Source organism: Micromonospora sp. NPDC048907, from assembly GCF_055586885.1.
Map to the genome: position 1 here is coordinate 201,769 of NZ_JBVJHI010000005.1, position 15,809 is coordinate 217,577.

The window sequence follows — 15,809 nt, forward strand, 5'->3', positions numbered from 1 at the left end:
ACCGCTCCTGTGTGGGAGCCCCCTTGAGGGGGGCCGGAACCGTTCCGGTGAGCCAACTGTGGGCGTTTGGCGCCTGCCGTAACCAGAGCCGGCCCGTGCCTGGGCACGGCATGACCAGGATCAGCCGGCTCGCGCCGGACATAGTGAAAGGGCACGGAGTTGGACCGACGCGCCGAGTTGGGGGAGTTCCTGCGATCGAGGCGGGCCCGGCTGCGCCCGGAGGAATGCGGCCTGTCCGCGTACGGGCAACGGCGCCGCGTGCCGGGGCTTCGGCGCGATGAGCTGGCGCGGCTGGCCGGGGTCAGTGTCGACCACTACATCCGACTTGAGCAGGGACGCAGCCTGCACTTTTCCGCCGGGGTCCTGGACGCGGTGGCCAGGGCGCTGCGTCTGGACGCCGCCGAACGCGCGCATCTGCACCGGCTGGCCCGACCGGTCCCGGCGGCCGCGCCCGAGCTGGAGCCCGACGACCGCAGGCCGCTGCGCTCCGGCGTCGCACGGATGCTCGCCTCGCTCCGCGACGTGCCGGCGTATCTGGTGGACCGCACCACCACCGTGCTGGCCTGGAACCCGCTGGCCGCGGCGCTGATCACCGACTTCGGTGCGCTGCCGCCCGGGCAGCGCAACATGGCCCGGTTGTTCTTCCTGAACGAGGGCGTGCGGAATCTCTACGCCGACCGGCGGGCACGGGCCGGCGACCTCGTGGGGTTCCTCCGGCTGGACGCCGGTCGTCAGCCCGCCGACCCAGCAACCGCGAGTCTGGTCGATGAGCTGTCCGCCGCTAGCACCGAGTTTCGCGAGCTGTGGGCCGAGCATCGGGTGAAGGACAAAGGTCACGGCCGGTACCGGTACCGGCATCCCGTGGTCGGCGAGCTGGAGCTGGACTACGAAACCCTGCGCCTGCCCGACGATCCCGGGCTGGCGCTGGCCGTGCACACCGCCGAGGAGGGGTCACCCTCCGACGCCGCGCTCCGGCTTCTCGCCTCCTGCACCGGCTGAATCGCCGGAGCTCGTCGGCCCTCAGACGTACTGATCGACACAGCGTAAGGAAGGTTCGCAACCTGATGAACGGACGCCATAGTGCCGGTGCGGTGCGCCCGCTGGCCGTGCTCGACGCTCCCTCCAACCTCGGCCTGCGTCCGCCCGGGCCCGGGCTCGTGCCCGGCTGCTACAAGCTGGCCGGCGCGCTGCGCGACCAGCGTCTGCTCGACCGCCTGGGCGCCATCGACGCCGGCGTCGTCGTGCCGCCGCGCTACGACGTCCGCGACTGGAGACCCGGCGACGGGGTCATCAACGGGGCGGCGCTGGCCGGCTACACGACGCGTCTCGCCGAGCGGACTGGCGCGGTGTTCGACCGCGGCGAGTTTCTGTTGCTGCTCGGCGGGGACTGCTCGATCCTGTTTGGCCCCGCGCTCGCGTTGCGCCGGCGTGGCCGGTACGGCCTGGTCTATCTGGACGGTTCCATCGACTTCCGGCACACCGGCAACAGTACGAACGTGGGCGCCCCGGGCGGCGAAGGCACAGCCATCGTCACCGGCCGAGGGCAGCCGTCGATCGCCGACATCGACGGCCTGGCCCCGTACTTCCGCGAGCAGGACATCGTCGTTCTGGGGGTCCGCGACTACGACCCGGAACTAGACGAGGCGCGCGCCGCAGGCCTCACCGTCCACACCACGCCCGAAATCCGCGCGTCCGGTGCGGCACTCACCGGTGAAGCGGTGGCCCGGCAACTGGACGGCCTCGACGGCTACTTCGTACATCTGGACGCGGACGTCCTCGACCCCACCGTGATGCCTGCGGCGGACGCGCCCGACCCCGGCGGCCTCGACTTCGCCGAACTCACCGCGCTGCTGCGCCCACTTGTCACCAATCCGGCGTGCGTGGGCCTACAGCTGACCATCTACGACCCCGACCTCGACCCCACCGGCACGATCGGGGCCGCCCTGGCCGACACGCTGGTCGCCGCCCTGCACGGCGGTGAGCGGTCGTAGGCGGCGCGGGCGCCACCGCGCAGGGCATCGCTGGTGCGAGCTCCGCCGGCCGTTTGCCGATGGTGTCCGATCAGCGTCGGATCAGAGCCTGGTCGCACGCCCCAATCGTGGTGCCCGCCCATGTGCAGACCCCGCCTCGTAGACGGTCCGCCCCGGGCCACCCACGCCCGACTGCGGCTCACGGCCGGGCTGTCCCGGGCCGCGATCGGGTTTCTCGCCAGCCCGACACGCCATCCCGGAACGCAGCGACCAAGTCGCGCGCCGAGCCGCCGAGGGCAACGCCCGCGGGCGCTTCCATGATCGACAGGACAGGGCCTAGACGGGCGCCCACGTCCTGCCGCCGGAGGCGACGACGTTGCCACCGTCGTATGTTGCGGCGCTAATCCGTCCTCAACGTGGTCCACGTCAGGTCCGATCCGCTGGAACCACGATGCCGAAGATGATCTCACAGGAGCCATCTGTCACGAAGGTTTCGTCACCAGGCCACGGTGCGAGAACAGTTGAGCCCCCGTCACGCATGTCGTCTGTGCCTCGACGCATCCGCGAAGCGCTCGTCAAGCAGTAGTGCAGCGACGGCCTCCGGGGCTTCGTGCATTGCGTTGTGACCGGTTGGGAGATCGTGGACCTGCCAATCCGGATCGGCTTCGAGTCGGGTACGGATTTCAGCGAACGGTGTCCGGTCTGCCCATCCTGAGCAGTAGATGAACTGGCGCTCACGGACCTGGGCGAGCGCGCCGGTGAGCCGGATCGTCTGCATGAACGAGGCGAGTGGATGGGGACGACGGCGGGGATCGCCGCCGTCCGGTGGGCGGACGGCGTAGCCAGTGCTCGCAGCGCCGGCGGCAAACACCTGTCGGTAGCGCTCGGTCGTCGACGACCAGCACGACTCGCCATCCCGCGGGACGTAGGCGTCAAGATGCACCAGCCGTGAGACGCGGCCGCCAGCGCGGTCGGCGGCGGCAGAAATCACCATCCCGCCGTAGCTGTGGCCGACCAGCGTCGCGCTGGTGATGCCGGCGCGATCAAGGAGCCGCAGCACGTCGTCGGCGTGCGTGTCGAGGTTGGCGGTCGCGACCGTCGCGTTGTCGTCGTCCGGTCGCAGACCCGTCAGGGTCAGGGCGTGAACGGCATGACCGGCACGCTCCAGTAGCGGAACCACCGCCTCGAACGACCAGGAGCCGTGCCAACCGCCAGGCACGAGGACGAACGTCGCCATGTGTTTCCTATCCTCTCAGCCGCGGTGTCGAGGCACGGTGCCTCGATGACATGTGTTTCAGTCGAGCGCTGTGCGCGACTGAAGACCACCGCATGGGAGACAGTCTCACCACGTCAAGGCGTGGCTCACTACCGATAAGATGCCAAGTGATGCCCGTTCGCCGCCAACCTCGCCGGATCGCCGCTGTCACGTCAAAGGTGTGGCCGTCCGGCGGTCGCCACCTCTGGCCTTCCGGTGGAACAAGCGCGGCGCAGTCACACGCACGGGGGCACCTGGTTTACGCAGCCAGCGGCGTCCTGGCGGTGCACACCGAGCGCGGCACGTCGATCGTTCCCGCCAACCGGGTCGCCTGGACGCCGGCCCGGTTCACGCACTACCACCGTGCCCACGGCGACACCGACATGCGGATCGTCTTTCTCACGCCATCCCTCGCCCGGCTGATACCAGAGCATCCCGCCGTGTTCCTGGCCTCGGACCTCGCCCGCGAGGTCCTGCTCGCCCTGACCGGCCCCCGCAGCTACGACGACGCCACGCCTAGCTACAGCCGCTCCGCGCGCTCCCGCCTCCTTCGAGTGCTCGTCGATGAACTCCGCGAAACACACGAACAACCGCTGCACCTGCCGGAGCCACGGGACGACCGTCTGCAAGCCGTCACCCGGATGCTGTACGAGAGGCCGGCAGACAACGCCACGCTGGCCGAACTCGGGAAAGCGATCGGTGCCAGCCCCCGCACCCTCAGCCGACTGTTCCGCAACGACCTCGGCATGACCTTCTACGAGTGGCGCACCCAGCTACGCGTCTACCACGCGCTCGTGCTCCTCGCCGACGGCCACGACACCACCCACACCGCCAACGCCTGCGGATGGGCCAACTCCAGCAGCTTCATCGCAGCGTTCACCAACATCATCGGAACGACGCCGGGCCGCTACCGCACCAGTCGCGAGACCACCGGCCGCGCTTCTCGGCTCTCGACGGTGGTCAAGTCCTCGGCGTGATTCGTACTCGGACTCCGGGCCGACATGGTTCGCCACCAGGCAGGAATGACCTCGCCAGACACTGCGAACCAGCCGGCCACGTGCGGCGTGGGCAGATTGACCCCGCAGGTGTGTTCGGTGAACTCACCGCGGGCTGTCCGCTCGCCTTGACCGCCACTAGACCGTGTTCCCGGCGACAGGTCGTTGTGGCACACCGCCTCCTGATCACCGGCGATGTCCATACCGGCGGTCAGGTCATGGAACTCGCGCACCAGGCGGGCCAGAGCGCACTGCGACGGCTGCATCGGCGCTGGGTAACGTACTCAACCGGAACCCTTCCGTGTCCAGGGCGCCGGAGTGAAGTGCTCCGGGCTGTCGACGCTCAGGAGTCCGCGTACAGAGCAAGGACCTGATCAGCCACGCACGCCGGCCGGCGCTCACCCTCGATTTCCGCCGTCGTACGCACGACAATCCGCGCGCCCGCTCCCATCCGGCGCGAGCCCAACAACCGCACCGCGCCGCGCAGCCGGGACCCGGCCCGGACGGGCGTCTGGAACCGCACCCGATCGAACCCGCCGTTGACCACGAAGGTGACACCACCAACCTGCAAGACCTCCGTCAGGAAGGTCATGCACATCGCCAATGTGAGCGCCCCGTGCGCGATCGTCGACCCAAAGGGCCCGTCCCGCCGCGCCCTCTCCGGATCGACGTGAATCCACTGCCGGTCGCCCGTCACCTCGGCAAACCCGTTGATGCGTGCCTGGTCGACCAGATGCCAGTCGCTGACGCCGAGTTCGTCCCGGCCGATGAGGTCGTCGATCCCGCCGAATTGTGTCACGCGTTCAAAGTATGGCTCACCTTCAAGCCGGGCCCGGCTCGTCCTGAACTCCGGGCGCTGCCCGCTCCAACCCGGAACCCGCTCCAGCCGACCAGCCGGCCGGGTCACCGCAGCTGGGCCGTCAGGCGCGCCTTGCCCGAGCGGCCCAGCCAGGTGGTGAAGTCCGCCAGGCCGGCGTGCGCCTCGCGCAGAGGCGCGAGGTCGGTGTCGTAGTAGGTCTCGCTCGCCCAGGTGAAGACCTTCGCCACGGCGAGGGCGTGCTGCCAGAGGACGTCGAGCGGAAACCGAGGTGTTGCACGCCGGCGACGGCGGCGTCCGTGCGGTGCGGGAGATCGCCGCCGCCACGGTCGCGCTCATCAGCGGGGTGATCGACGCCGACCGCGCCGAGTTCGGCCTGCCCTGATCCGGGGGCGACCCAATGACGGCGGCCCACCCTTGGCGGGTAAGCCCGGCGCGCCGGCCCCTGCCGCGCACCCCTTAAAGCGGCCCCCACTTGCGTTTGCTGTAGCACCTCACGTAGGGTCCTAAACGCAAAAATCGACTGCATTAAGGCGTGGTGGATGCGGTCGCTGCTCAATCATGAGCATCCCGGCAGCCGGTGCAAGACCTTGTGGCGGACCGCGTTGCCGGCCACGGCGGCGTCTCGCAGGCCCGCCCTCACCCTCGGAGAGACACATGCACCTGACGGCGGTCCTCGCCCACAGCGCCGGGGCGAGCTCTCATCGGCTTCTGCTCACGTGTCTCGGCCGTACGGCATGACGGGCAAGCACCGGTTCGACACCGACACCGCCGTGGGAGCGGACCACGACAACCGATGGTCGGCGACTGTCGCCCCCGCCTGGACCACCATCGGCGGCCTGCCCCACGGCGGCTACCTGTTCGCCCTCACCCTGGCAGCAGCCGCCCAGGCCGCCGACGGGCAGCCGCTGCTCACCGCCACCGCCCACTTCCCTCGCCCCGCCCAGCTCGGACCGGCCGACATCGACGTCGAGACCGTCAAACAAGGCCGGCTGACCAGCACCGCGACCGCCGCCCTGCGGCAGAACGGGAAAGAACGAGTACGCGTCCTGGCCACCTACGGCCATCCCCGCTTCCTCAACGAACCCGCCGAGCCGTCGGCCGGACCACCCTCCATCGGCAACCCTACTAAATGCCTCATCCCGCCACCCGATCTCGCCGCAAGCCTCGACGCCACCGTCACCGAGCGCTTCGACTACCGCGTTCCGCCGGTCTCGCGATGGGTGGGCGGCCACGGACCCGGCGCCGCCCGGCTGGACGCCTGGATACGCTTCACCGACGGCCGTGAACCCGACCTGGCCGCGCTGCCGCTGTTCGCCGACGCCTTCCCCTCCGCCCTGGGCGAACTCGTCGGACCGGTCGCCGTCCCCACCATCGAGCTCACCATCCACCTTCGACGGCAACCCGCGCCCGGCTGGATCCAGGCCCGCATGCAAGCCACCCAACTCGCCGGCGGCCTCGTGGAAGAAGACGCCCAACTGTGGGACAGCACCGGCCGTCTGGTCGCGCAGGCTCGGCAACTCGGGCTACGCCTTTGAACCCAGCAGCCTCAACGCGCCGCGTGCCAGCGGAACCCGGGCCGCACGGCCCCGCGCGGCCGGTCGATGACGGCATGCCTGCGGCTTGAGGCCGCGTCCAAGGGGCTGGAGATGAGCTGGGGGCATCGAGAACCCCGTCGAGCCGGCGTCGGTTCGCTTCTGGACGGCATCACTGCATCGTCGGGGTCAGAAGTCGTCGCAGGACCTCGTCGACCGCGTTGCCGGCCGCCCTGGTGGCGGTCGGTTGGTCCTCGGCAAGCGCCACCACCTGCGCGATTTCGTTCATCGACGCCAGTACGACGTGCGCGAAGACGTCGACGAACTCTTCGGCGAGGTGCCCGGCCGCGGCGATGGCAGCCACTCCCCTTTTGATCATGCCGAGGGTGTTGCGTTCGTCCAGTTCACGCCAGCGCCGCCAGCCCAGCACTGCCGGCGCGTCGATGAGCAGAATTCGCCGCACGACCGGGTCGCCTGCCAGCCGTACCCACTCCTGACATCCCGCGTGCAGCGCCGCGACTGGGTCCGGCGCGCTCGCGCCGGCTGCTGCGATCCGGCGACCCACATCGCTCTCGACACTGTCCACGACTGCCGAGAACAACGCCTCCTTCCCCTTAGAATGGTGGTAGAGCGATCCTCGGCTCATCCCGGCCTCGGCAAGGACGGCTTCGATGGAGGTGCCCTCGTAGCCCCGCTCGACCAGGAGTCGGGTCGCGACCGTCAGCACGCGCTCGCGGGTAGCGGCACCGCGCTCCACGTTCCGATTGGGCTGGCTCGTATGGCGGACCAGCCTCAGGCCGGCGGTCTCGCCCAGCCGTTGCATCAGCTCCTCCTCGAGCAGCGTCAGCATCTCCTGCGGTCCGTCCGCCGTAGCCATCCGGTCTCGAAGCTGCACTGCCGCGATCGGGCCCAGCTGGTCGTGTGGACGTACGAGTCGGGGCTGGTCGCGCCGCGCCGCCGCTGACCGCCGGGCGTGTCAGCTCAGTCGCGCGAGCTGGACGCGTACCGCCTCGGCGTCCGGATGACTCAGCTGTTCCAGGATCGCCAGCGCGTGGCGCCACGCCGCGCGCGCCTCCTCCCGGTCACCGGCGGCGCGGCGGGCGCTGCCGAGATGGGTCAGGACGATGGTCTCGTCGTACCTGATGCCCAGTTGCCGGGTCAGGGCGAGCGCGTTGCGGTAGCACTCCGTCGCCCGGTCGTGGTCGCCCAGGTTGCCGTGGACGTGACCGAGGCTGTCCCAGGCCTGGGCGGCACGGCGCCGGTCGCCGGTCCGCTGGTGCAGGTCGAGAGCCCGCCGGCAGTGGCCGAGGGCCTGCCGGTGCTCCCCGAGGTGGGTGAGATACCAGCCGATCGCGTTGAGCCCGTCGGCTTGCCCGGCCACGTGGCCGAGAGCCTGGTAGAGCGCGAGCGCGTCCCGCGCCTGCGGCAGCGCCTCGGCGTAACGGCCCTGCCGGTCGAGCACCCAGGCCAGGTTGAGCCGGGTGTGCGCCTGTCCGGTGCGGTCGCCGGTCTGTTCGAACAGCTCCAGCGCGCGCTGGAAGTGCCGGCGGGCGTCCTCGTGGTCGCCCAGCTTCGCCCTGGCCCGCGCCAGCCCCCAGTGCGCGTGGGCCTCACCGCGGCGGTCGCCGAGGCGCCGGGCGGCCGTCATCGCAAGATCCTGCACCGCGGCCAGGTCGTGCCAGTACGCGTGTGCGTCGAGGAAGTCGAGCAGGGTCCAGGCCAACTGCCAGGCCCGGCGGTCCGAGCCGGTGCGGGTCGCCTGGGCGACGGCGGCCAGGAGCACCGGCCTCTCCGCGCGGAACCAGGCGAGTGCCTCCGCGTAGCCGGCGAGGACGGTCGGGACCGTGCCGGGCTCGTGTGCCGAGTCGGTGATCGGATCCCGATGGGGGTCCAGGAGGCGGGCGGCGCGGTCGGCGGTGTGCAGGTAGTGGTCGAGCATCCGGTGCCGGGCGCGCCGCCGGTCGCCGGCGCCGTCGTGAGTGTGGGCCAGCTCCGCGGCGTACCGGTCGAGCAGGTCGTGGCAGGCGTAGCGCCCGGGGGCCAGCTCGACCAGCAGGTGCGCGCGGGCCAGCTCCGCCAGGAGTGGCTTGACGACTGCGGCCGACCGGCCGGCGAGGCTCGCCACCGCCGGCGCGGCGATGTCCGGGCCGCCGTGCAGGCTCAGCAGCCGGAGCAAGCGGGCGGCCTCGGTGGTCAGGGTGCGGTACGACCAGGAGAAGACGGCCCGGATGTCGGTGGCGAGGTCCCCGCCGTCGAACGGGTCCAGCGCCGCGTCCGGTTCCTCCGCGGCGCGCCGCAGCTCGGCGGTCAGCGTGGCGAGCGGAAAGTCGGGCCGGGTGACGGCGCGCGCGGCGACGACGGCCAGCGCGAGCGGCAACCGGGCGCACCGGGCGATGAGGTCGTCGACCGCGCCCGGATCGGTGGCCAGCCGGTCCGCGCCGAGACGCCCGGCCAGCAGCTCCCGGGACTCCTGCGTCGACAGCAGGTCCAGGGTCAAGGGATGCCCGCCCTCGCTCACCACCAACGGGGTCAGCTCGGTGCGGCTGGTGACCAGGACCAGGCAGCCCGGCACGGCGGGCAGCAGCGGCCGGACCTGCGCGGCGTCGCGGGCGTTGTCGAGGACGACGAGCACCCGCCGGCCGGCCAGCATGCTGCGGTACAGCGCGGCCTGTGCGGTCGGCTCGACGGGAATGCGCTGCGCCGGCACCCCGAACGCGTCGAGGAAGCCACGGATCGCCGCGGCCGGATCCACCGGGCAGCCGTGGTCGGCGAACCCACGAAGGTCGACGTACAGCTGCCCGTCGGGGAACTCGCCGGCCACCCGGTGTGCCCAGTGCACGGCGAAGGCGGTCTTGCCCACACCGGCGGTGCCGGACACCACCGCGATGGGCAGGGTGCCGGGCTGGTCGGCGCGGGACGTCCGCGCGGCACGCAGCAGGGCGTCGAGTCGCGCCAGCTCCGGACGGCGGCCGGCGAATCCGCGCACGGCCACGGGCAGTTGGGCGGGCACGGGACCGGACGGTGCCGGCTGGCCGGCCGGCGCGCCGGTCACCCGGGCCGGCTCGCCCATGGCCGGCGGTGCCAGGTCGGCGTCCTGCCGGAGGATGGCGGCGTGCAGCCGGCACAGTGCCGGGCTGGGGTCGACGCCGAGGTCCGTAGCCAGGGCGGTGCGCAACCGCTGGTAGGCCGCCAGCGCGTCGACCTGCCGGCCGTCGCGGTACAGCGCGAGCATCAGGCGGTGGTGGATCTGCTCGTGGTAGGGATGCTCGTCGGCCAGGCGCGCCAGTTCCGGTACGAGCGACGCGTGTTCACCCAGCGCCAGCCGGGCGTCGAGCAACGCCTCCCGGGCCGACAGCTCGAGCGCGGCCAACCGCTCGGCCTGCTCGTCCAGCCAGCGGAGCCCGGCCAGGTCCGCCAGCGGCCGTCCCCGCCAGAGGGCCAACGCGGCACGCAGCGGAGCCGCGCGTTCGCCGGGCTCCGCCGGATGCCTGCTCTCGCCGATCAACCGCTGCGCGAGGTGCAGGTCGGTGGCCTCCTGCGGCAGGTCGAGGACGTAGCCGTGTGGACGTACCGCGATGGCTGCCCGCCCGCCGAGCACCCCACGCAGGTACGAGATGTGCCGTTGCAGCGAGTTCTTCGCGGTGGCCGGCGGCATGCCGTCCCAGACGATCTCGATGAGCAGGTCGGGGTGCACGGCGTCACCGGCGTGCAGGGCGAGTGCCGCGAGCAGGGCCTTGCGTCGTAGGCCGGGCACCGGCCGAGCCCGATCCCCCTCGGTGACGTCGACCGGCCCGAGAAGACGGACCTGAATGTTCGCCACCTCCGCTCTTCAGTGGTCAGGCAATCGAATGCTAACGATCGCCGGGCGGCCCGGGTCAGCGCGCGTCAGGTTCACGTCAGCGCCGGATGGCATCGTGCGATGGCGCACCGGCCGGCCGCCGCGGCCCGGTCTCCTCCGCGCGCAGGACAAGCCCGACCAGAGGAAGTGAGGGACCAAGATGCTCAGGCATGCCATCCGCAGGACGTTGACCCTCCTCACCGCGGCGACGGTGGTCGCCGCCGGAACCGTCGCCGCGAGTGCGGCGCCCGCGCTCGCCGTGACCGCGAAGCTGGAACTCCTGCTGGGGTGCCAGACCAGCGACGGCCGCTACTGGGACTACACGGTCCGGGTGAGCGGCACCACCGCACGCACGTACTACGACCGGTACATGGTGGAATTTCGGGTCTGGGGCGACGACGAGTGGAGCGACGATCTGCTCGGCGGCCCGTACCGGACGTACTACGAGGCTCTCGGGCAGAACTCCTACTCCGTCGGCGTGTGCATGAACAGCTCGACCCTGAACGAGGACGTCGGCCTCGACGACATCTACGCCGGCGTGCGCATCTACAACGCCAGCGGCGCGAACACCGAGACGGCGGAGTCGAACCGGTGGTACGGCTACTTCTGAGGGGCGGAGACCTCGCCGTCGGGGCGGCGTCCGGTCCCCGACGGTGAGCCCGAGGCGTTCGAGGCGTGGCAGCGGGAGGTCGAGCACGCCCGCCGCATCGAGCGGGGGCCGAGTCCTCGACGTCAGCGCCAACCACGCGCGCTGGGGCGGAGGACGTCTCGCTGCGTCTGGGCATGCTGCACGAGTACGGCCGGCACAACGGCCACGCCGGCTTGCTCCGCGAGGCCGTCGACGGCGTCGTCGGCGTCTGAACCCGGCAGGTCGCGCCCGCTGTCGTAAGCCCGACCTCGCCGGCGCGGGTCCTTGACCGGCCGGTCCGGCGCCGGAATTCTCGACCCATGGCGTCGCCCACCACCGACCGGCCGGAGCTGTTGGCGCACGCGGAACGGCGGCGCGCGTCGCTGACCGAGCTGTACCGGCGGCTGCACGGCCATCCGGAGCTGGGGTTGTGGCTGCCGCGTACCCAGGCGGCCGTGCTCGACGCCCTGCGCCCCCTGCCGCTGCAGGTGCGCGCCGGCACCACCTCCAGTGCCGTGGTCGCCCGGCTGGCCGGCCGGGGCGACGCCCCGCCGGTGCTGCTGCGCGCGGACATGGACGCGCTGCCGCTGACCGAGCGGACCGGCCTGCCGTACGCCTCGACGGTGGCCGGCGCCATGCACGCCTGCGGGCACGACGCGCACGTCGCCATGCTGGTGCAGGCCGCCCACCTGATCGCGGCGGCCGATCCTGGCCCGCCCGGTGACGTGATCCTCATGTTCCAGCCCGGCGAGGAGGGCCACGACGGTTGCCGCACTGTGCTCGCCGACGGGCTGCTCGACGGCGACTTCGCACCGGCCCGCGCGTACGCCCTGCACCAGTTCCCGGGGCTGCCCGCGGGGACGGTGAGCACCCGGCCCGGCGCGCTGCTGGCCGGTGCGGACGCGCTGGCCGTCACCGTGCACGGCGCGGGCGGCCACGTGGCCCTGCCGCACCTCGGCGCCGATCCGGTGCCGGTGCTCTGCGAGGTCGTGCTGGCCGTGCAGCAGATGGTGACCCGCCGGTTCGACGTCTTCGACCCGGTGGTGGTCACGATCAACCGGCTGGACGCCGGCGTCTCCGGCGCGGGCGTCATCCCCGACACCGCGACGGCCGAGGGCACCGTGCGGACGTTCAGCGACGCGGCCCGGTCCCGGGTGGCCGAGGCGCTCGCCCAGGTCGCCGCCGGGGTTGCCGCCGCACACGGCTGCACCGCCGAGGTGAGCGTGCACCCCGGCTACCCGCCGACCGTCAACGACGCGGGCGAGGCGCGGTGGGCGCTGGCCGCGGTCGCCGGGGCGCTCGGCCCCGACCGGGTGAGCGAGCTGCCCACCCCGTTCCCGGCCAGCGAGGACTTCGCGTACCTGCTGCACCGCATGCCCGGCGCGATGCTGATCCTGGGCACCCGGCCCGGGGCCGGACCGGTCGCGCCGGTGCACTCACCGCAGATGCGCCTCGACGAGTCGGCGCTGACCGCTGGGGTCGCCGCGCTCGCCGCGCTCGCCCTCACCCCGCGCTGACCACCGCGGGCGCAATCCCGCCCCCAATCCCGCCGACGGCACCGCACCGCCGGCCTGGCAGGAGGAAGGTCGGCCGCCGCGCCCAGGTTGTGCGGCGCGGTCAGGCGAACGTGCACGCGGCCGCCCTCCGGTGCACCGCAGCATCGGCGGCGTCGAGCACCCGAAGTCCCACAGGTTCTCCGAGCGTTCCGCCGCCACCTGAGCCCACCGGTGGATGAAGTCCCAGGTGCCGCTGCCGGATCAGGCTGCGGCACCTACCGCGTGTGCGATCATGTCGGCCAGGTCGGCGGCGAACCGCTCGTCCGGCAGCTGCCGCTCGATCACCAGGCGGTACACCAGTGGCGCGGCGACCAGCGTCGCTGCGGCCTGCACATCGACATCGGCGCGGATGTCACCGCGCGCGATCCCGCGATCGAGGATCTTCCTCGTCTCCCCCATGATCCGCGAGACGTATCCGCGATACGCACCGTTGACGTCGCCGCCCTCCTCCACCGCGGTGATCATGCCCGCCATCAGCCGGGACGTGCCCGGCATCCGGTAGGCCTCCACACGGGCGTCGAGCACCGCACGCAGTTCGGCACGGAAGTCGCCCATGTCGGGCACGGTCAGTACGCCGATGCGGTTCTCCGCCGCCGCGATGACCAGGTCGTGCTTGGAAGGCCACCGCCGATAGATAGCCGGCTTGCTGACGCCCGCGCGAGCGGCCACCGCATCCATCGTCACCGCGGCCATACCCTGCTCGGTCACCAACTCCAGAACCGCCGACAGAACCGCCCCGGTCACCCACTCCTCCCGCGGACGGCCCGGCCCACGCTCTACCCGACTCACCATGTCCCGAAGCGTACGTGCGGCTCCAGTTAGAGGGCACCTCGGTCATGCCTCACGGCGAGGCGCTGGGGCATCGCGCGCAACGCTGCCTCAGCGAGATCCTTGGCTGCTACGGCCTCGGCTACTGGTACGCCTGGCAGGTCACCGGCCTCGGCCTCCGCCCGGCGTCAACCCGCCGCCCGGGTCCGCGCCGCCGAGTTGCTCGCCGACGCCACCGGCAAGATCCTCAAACGCGAGGCGACAGCACCGGCAGACCTGATCGGGTGAAGCGCCGCCAGGCTCAGCGCGGCGCCGCAGCGTGCCAGGTTGCCCTCCGCCCCGAAGGGCAATCGCCCGCCCCTCTCCCCCGCTGGCGCGGGCAAACCCGCCTCGCACCAGCGGCGAAGGCCCACATGGCCGTCAGCCACCACGGCCCGGTTCCGGGCTGCCGGCATGGTCCATGCTCGTCCGTTGGTCTCCGAGCCGATCGTCACCCGGTCAACCGCTCCCCCTGAGCGAGGCACGCCCCCGCCCAACCACCGTCCTTGCCGGCGCCTGCGGCGAACCGTTCGCGCAAAGGGCGTCCGCGCGGGTTCGGCCCGGCCAAGAATGAGGGACAGGAAGGAGGGGTCATGAACCTGCTGAGCGTCCTACCACTTACGGTGGTGATGATCGCCGGTCCACAGATCATCAGTGCCATCTTCCTTGCTTCCAGCCGGGACGCGAAGCGCAGCTCGCTTTCCTTCCTGGTCGGAGCTGGGCTCGCCGTACTCGCCGCCCTGACTGTGTGGTACGTCGTCTTCCACACGGTGCGTGGCGCGGGAAACGGGCAGCACAAGAATGACGGCACGCGGCGCCTGATCGACTGGGTGGTGCTGCTGGTGCTGCTGGCGTTGATGGTGATGATCTTCTCCCGCCGCAAGCGAACCCAGCCGCCCAAGTGGATGAGCAAGTTGCAGGAGGCCAGGCCGCGCTTCGCCTTCGGGCTGGGCGTCCTTCTCTTCCTCGCCATGCCCAGTGACGAGGCCACCATGCTGGCAGTCGCCGCGAGCCTTGCGGGCCACGACAAGCCGTGGTGGCATCTGCTGCCGTTCCTGTGTCTGACGCTGCTGCTACTGGCCTTGCCACTGCTCGCCCTGCTCGCGTTCGGTCAGCGGGCGGCAGCAGCGCTGCCGAAGATCCGCAACTGGGCCAACGACCACTCGTGGTGGGTCAGCGAGGCGGTGGTCCTGATCTTCGTGGCTATCGTCGTGTCCGACCTGTTCACGTAGGCGTCCACCGGCGTGCCGCTCTCCGGCCGGAGCTTGCTGGCCGACGTTCAGACGATGAAGCGGGCCTCAGAGCCGCTACGGTGCCACCAGTTGCCACCGCCGTGGCTAGTCGGTTGTCAGGCCCGCCTGCTTGGTCGCCTCTGCATCTGGCAGTCCGGAGGCCTGTAGCAGCTCGCTGACGGTGGCGCGCAGTTGTGCGACGACGACGTTTCCGGAGGACTCGACGCCCTCGGCGCAGGCTCCGTTGACTTCTGTGATCGCCTGCGCCGCCCGCGCGCGCACAGGACCTGCCTCCCGGCCGGCGACGACGACGTCACGATACAGCAGCCTCAGCGCTTGGCCGACGTTCTCGATCGACGCTGGAAGACCGGCCGGCACCGACTCACCGGCGCGAAGGGCCATCACCGCCCAGTGCACCAGTTCACGGGTGCAGGTGTAGGCCGTATCGAAGTGCTCGGCGGCGTGCTCCAACCGGCGCATGACGCTGAGCCGTCGCCTCCGCCATGGTGAGAGGACCGCGACCTGCCGCGCTGCGATCACCAACTCAGCGATCTTCTGTCTCTGCTCCCATGCCGCAGAGAAGCGCTCCAGGGCGCACTCGGCCTGTTGGAGGTCACGATGGACCAGCGCGTCGGCGAGAGCCGTCAGCTCACGGGCGAAGGCATCCAGCGTCGGACCGACGCTCCGATGGACGACCCGCAGTGGGTTGAGTGGCAGGATCAGGAACGCGACGGCGACGGCAACCACACCACCGACCACCGCACTCTCCGTTCGCGGCACAGCCAGATCCGGTCCTTCCGCCACCGCCCCCAGCAGCAAGGCCGTGCCTCCTGCCTGCGCCGTGACCGCGCCGGCGCCCCGAAACGCGACTGCCACCGAAATGGCCAACGCCACGGCCACACCGGTCTGTACCGGCGCTACCCCTATCGTGCGTGCGATCAGATGGGCGATCGCCGCCCCCACGATCACCCCGGCAATGAACTCCAGCGCTCGCCTGATTCGATGACCGATGGCTCCCGCGATCACGCCGACCGCGACGGCGGGCGCGAACAACGGCTGCGCATTGTCCAGTAGATCGCGCGTGATGAACCAGGACAGCTCAGCCGCCACACCTGCCTGCGCCGCGACGATGAGATACGTGCGAAGCCGGTCGTACACATCTCGGCGCCGCCGCGC

At 71.4% G+C, this 15,809-nt stretch carries 14 protein-coding genes; 7 read left to right on the forward strand and 7 right to left on the reverse strand.

Annotated features, from left to right (window positions below; translation table 11 throughout):
• Positions 1 to 177: 177 nt before the first annotated feature.
• Both ACZ6PY_RS19045 and ACZ6PY_RS19050 read left to right on the forward strand, forming a co-directional pair.
• Positions 178 to 999: a helix-turn-helix transcriptional regulator gene (locus ACZ6PY_RS19045; RefSeq protein ID WP_466074677.1), complete on the forward strand. Its 822-nt coding sequence runs from the start codon at positions 178 to 180 to the stop codon at positions 997 to 999.
• 65 nt (positions 1,000 to 1,064) lie between these two features.
• The gene (locus tag ACZ6PY_RS19050; protein WP_466073899.1) at positions 1,065 to 1,991 is read left to right on the forward strand and encodes an arginase family protein; all 927 of its coding nucleotides are present in this window, start codon (positions 1,065 to 1,067) and stop codon (positions 1,989 to 1,991) included.
• Between the two features lie 511 nt (positions 1,992 to 2,502).
• On the opposite strand, the gene ACZ6PY_RS19055 is transcribed toward ACZ6PY_RS19050, so the two are convergent.
• The gene (locus ACZ6PY_RS19055) at positions 2,503 to 3,207 is read right to left on the reverse strand and encodes an alpha/beta fold hydrolase (RefSeq protein WP_466073901.1); all 705 of its coding nucleotides are present in this window, start codon (positions 3,205 to 3,207) and stop codon (positions 2,503 to 2,505) included.
• Between the two features lie 302 nt (positions 3,208 to 3,509).
• Between ACZ6PY_RS19055 and ACZ6PY_RS19060 the strand changes: the two genes are divergently transcribed.
• A complete protein-coding gene (locus tag ACZ6PY_RS19060; protein ID WP_466073903.1) occupies positions 3,510 to 4,202 on the forward strand; it encodes a helix-turn-helix transcriptional regulator in 693 nt (230 codons plus the stop codon).
• 361 nt (positions 4,203 to 4,563) lie between these two features.
• Here the strand turns inward: ACZ6PY_RS19060 and ACZ6PY_RS19065 are convergent, their stop codons facing one another.
• Together ACZ6PY_RS19065 and ACZ6PY_RS19070 are read right to left on the reverse strand one after the other, a co-directional pair.
• Positions 4,564 to 5,019 carry a MaoC family dehydratase gene (locus ACZ6PY_RS19065; RefSeq protein WP_466073905.1) on the reverse strand — a complete coding sequence of 152 codons (456 nt, stop codon included), beginning with the start codon at positions 5,017 to 5,019 and terminating at the stop codon, positions 4,564 to 4,566.
• Between the two features lie 104 nt (positions 5,020 to 5,123).
• On the reverse strand, positions 5,124 to 5,267 hold the full coding sequence (locus ACZ6PY_RS19070) for a hypothetical protein (RefSeq protein ID WP_466073906.1): 144 nt from the start codon (positions 5,265 to 5,267) through the stop codon (positions 5,124 to 5,126).
• A 507-nt stretch (positions 5,268 to 5,774) separates the two neighbouring features.
• Here ACZ6PY_RS19070 and ACZ6PY_RS19075 point away from each other — a divergent pair.
• Entirely contained in the window at positions 5,775 to 6,575 is an 801-nt protein-coding gene (locus tag ACZ6PY_RS19075; RefSeq protein ID WP_466073908.1) for a thioesterase family protein, read from the forward strand.
• 169 nt (positions 6,576 to 6,744) lie between these two features.
• Here the strand turns inward: ACZ6PY_RS19075 and ACZ6PY_RS19080 are convergent, their stop codons facing one another.
• Complete coding sequence (locus ACZ6PY_RS19080; protein WP_466073910.1) at positions 6,745 to 7,422, reverse strand: TetR/AcrR family transcriptional regulator; 678 nt, start codon at positions 7,420 to 7,422, stop codon at positions 6,745 to 6,747.
• A gap of 126 nt (positions 7,423 to 7,548) precedes the next feature.
• Positions 7,549 to 10,392, reverse strand: coding sequence for an AfsR/SARP family transcriptional regulator (locus ACZ6PY_RS19085; RefSeq protein ID WP_466073912.1), 2,844 nt, complete (start codon positions 10,390 to 10,392; stop codon positions 7,549 to 7,551).
• Between the two features lie 178 nt (positions 10,393 to 10,570).
• On the opposite strand from ACZ6PY_RS19085, the gene ACZ6PY_RS19090 reads away from it, so the two are divergent.
• Positions 10,571 to 11,020, forward strand: a complete 450-nt coding sequence (locus ACZ6PY_RS19090) for a hypothetical protein (protein ID WP_466073914.1) — start codon at positions 10,571 to 10,573, stop codon at positions 11,018 to 11,020.
• A gap of 338 nt (positions 11,021 to 11,358) precedes the next feature.
• Entirely contained in the window at positions 11,359 to 12,555 is a 1,197-nt protein-coding gene (locus tag ACZ6PY_RS19095; RefSeq protein WP_466073916.1) for a M20 metallopeptidase family protein, read from the forward strand.
• Between the two features lie 240 nt (positions 12,556 to 12,795).
• Here ACZ6PY_RS19095 and ACZ6PY_RS19100 read toward each other — a convergent pair whose 3' ends face one another.
• Entirely contained in the window at positions 12,796 to 13,338 is a 543-nt protein-coding gene (locus ACZ6PY_RS19100) for a TetR/AcrR family transcriptional regulator (RefSeq protein WP_466073918.1), read from the reverse strand.
• 656 nt (positions 13,339 to 13,994) lie between these two features.
• Here ACZ6PY_RS19100 and ACZ6PY_RS19105 point away from each other — a divergent pair.
• The gene (locus ACZ6PY_RS19105) at positions 13,995 to 14,633 is read left to right on the forward strand and encodes a GAP family protein (protein WP_466073920.1); all 639 of its coding nucleotides are present in this window, start codon (positions 13,995 to 13,997) and stop codon (positions 14,631 to 14,633) included.
• 105 nt (positions 14,634 to 14,738) lie between these two features.
• Here the strand turns inward: ACZ6PY_RS19105 and ACZ6PY_RS19110 are convergent, their stop codons facing one another.
• Positions 14,739 to 15,791, reverse strand: coding sequence for an FUSC family protein (locus ACZ6PY_RS19110; protein ID WP_466073922.1), 1,053 nt, complete (start codon positions 15,789 to 15,791; stop codon positions 14,739 to 14,741).
• Positions 15,792 to 15,809 lie beyond the last annotated feature (18 nt).

What these genes read in the sequence shown, in the direction of transcription:
- ACZ6PY_RS19050 (WP_466073899.1), top strand. Translation starts at nt 1,065, where the DNA reads ATGAACGGACGCCATAGTGCCGGTGCGGTGCGCCCGCTGGCCGTGCTC.
- ACZ6PY_RS19055 (WP_466073901.1), bottom strand. Translation starts at nt 3,207, where the DNA reads ATGGCGACGTTCGTCCTCGTGCCTGGCGGTTGGCACGGCTCCTGGTCG.
- ACZ6PY_RS19075 (WP_466073908.1), top strand. Translation starts at nt 5,775, where the DNA reads ATGACGGGCAAGCACCGGTTCGACACCGACACCGCCGTGGGAGCGGAC.
- ACZ6PY_RS19080 (WP_466073910.1), bottom strand. Translation starts at nt 7,422, where the DNA reads ATGCTGACGCTGCTCGAGGAGGAGCTGATGCAACGGCTGGGCGAGACC.
- ACZ6PY_RS19090 (WP_466073914.1), top strand. Translation starts at nt 10,571, where the DNA reads ATGCTCAGGCATGCCATCCGCAGGACGTTGACCCTCCTCACCGCGGCG.
- ACZ6PY_RS19095 (WP_466073916.1), top strand. Translation starts at nt 11,359, where the DNA reads ATGGCGTCGCCCACCACCGACCGGCCGGAGCTGTTGGCGCACGCGGAA.
- ACZ6PY_RS19105 (WP_466073920.1), top strand. Translation starts at nt 13,995, where the DNA reads ATGAACCTGCTGAGCGTCCTACCACTTACGGTGGTGATGATCGCCGGT.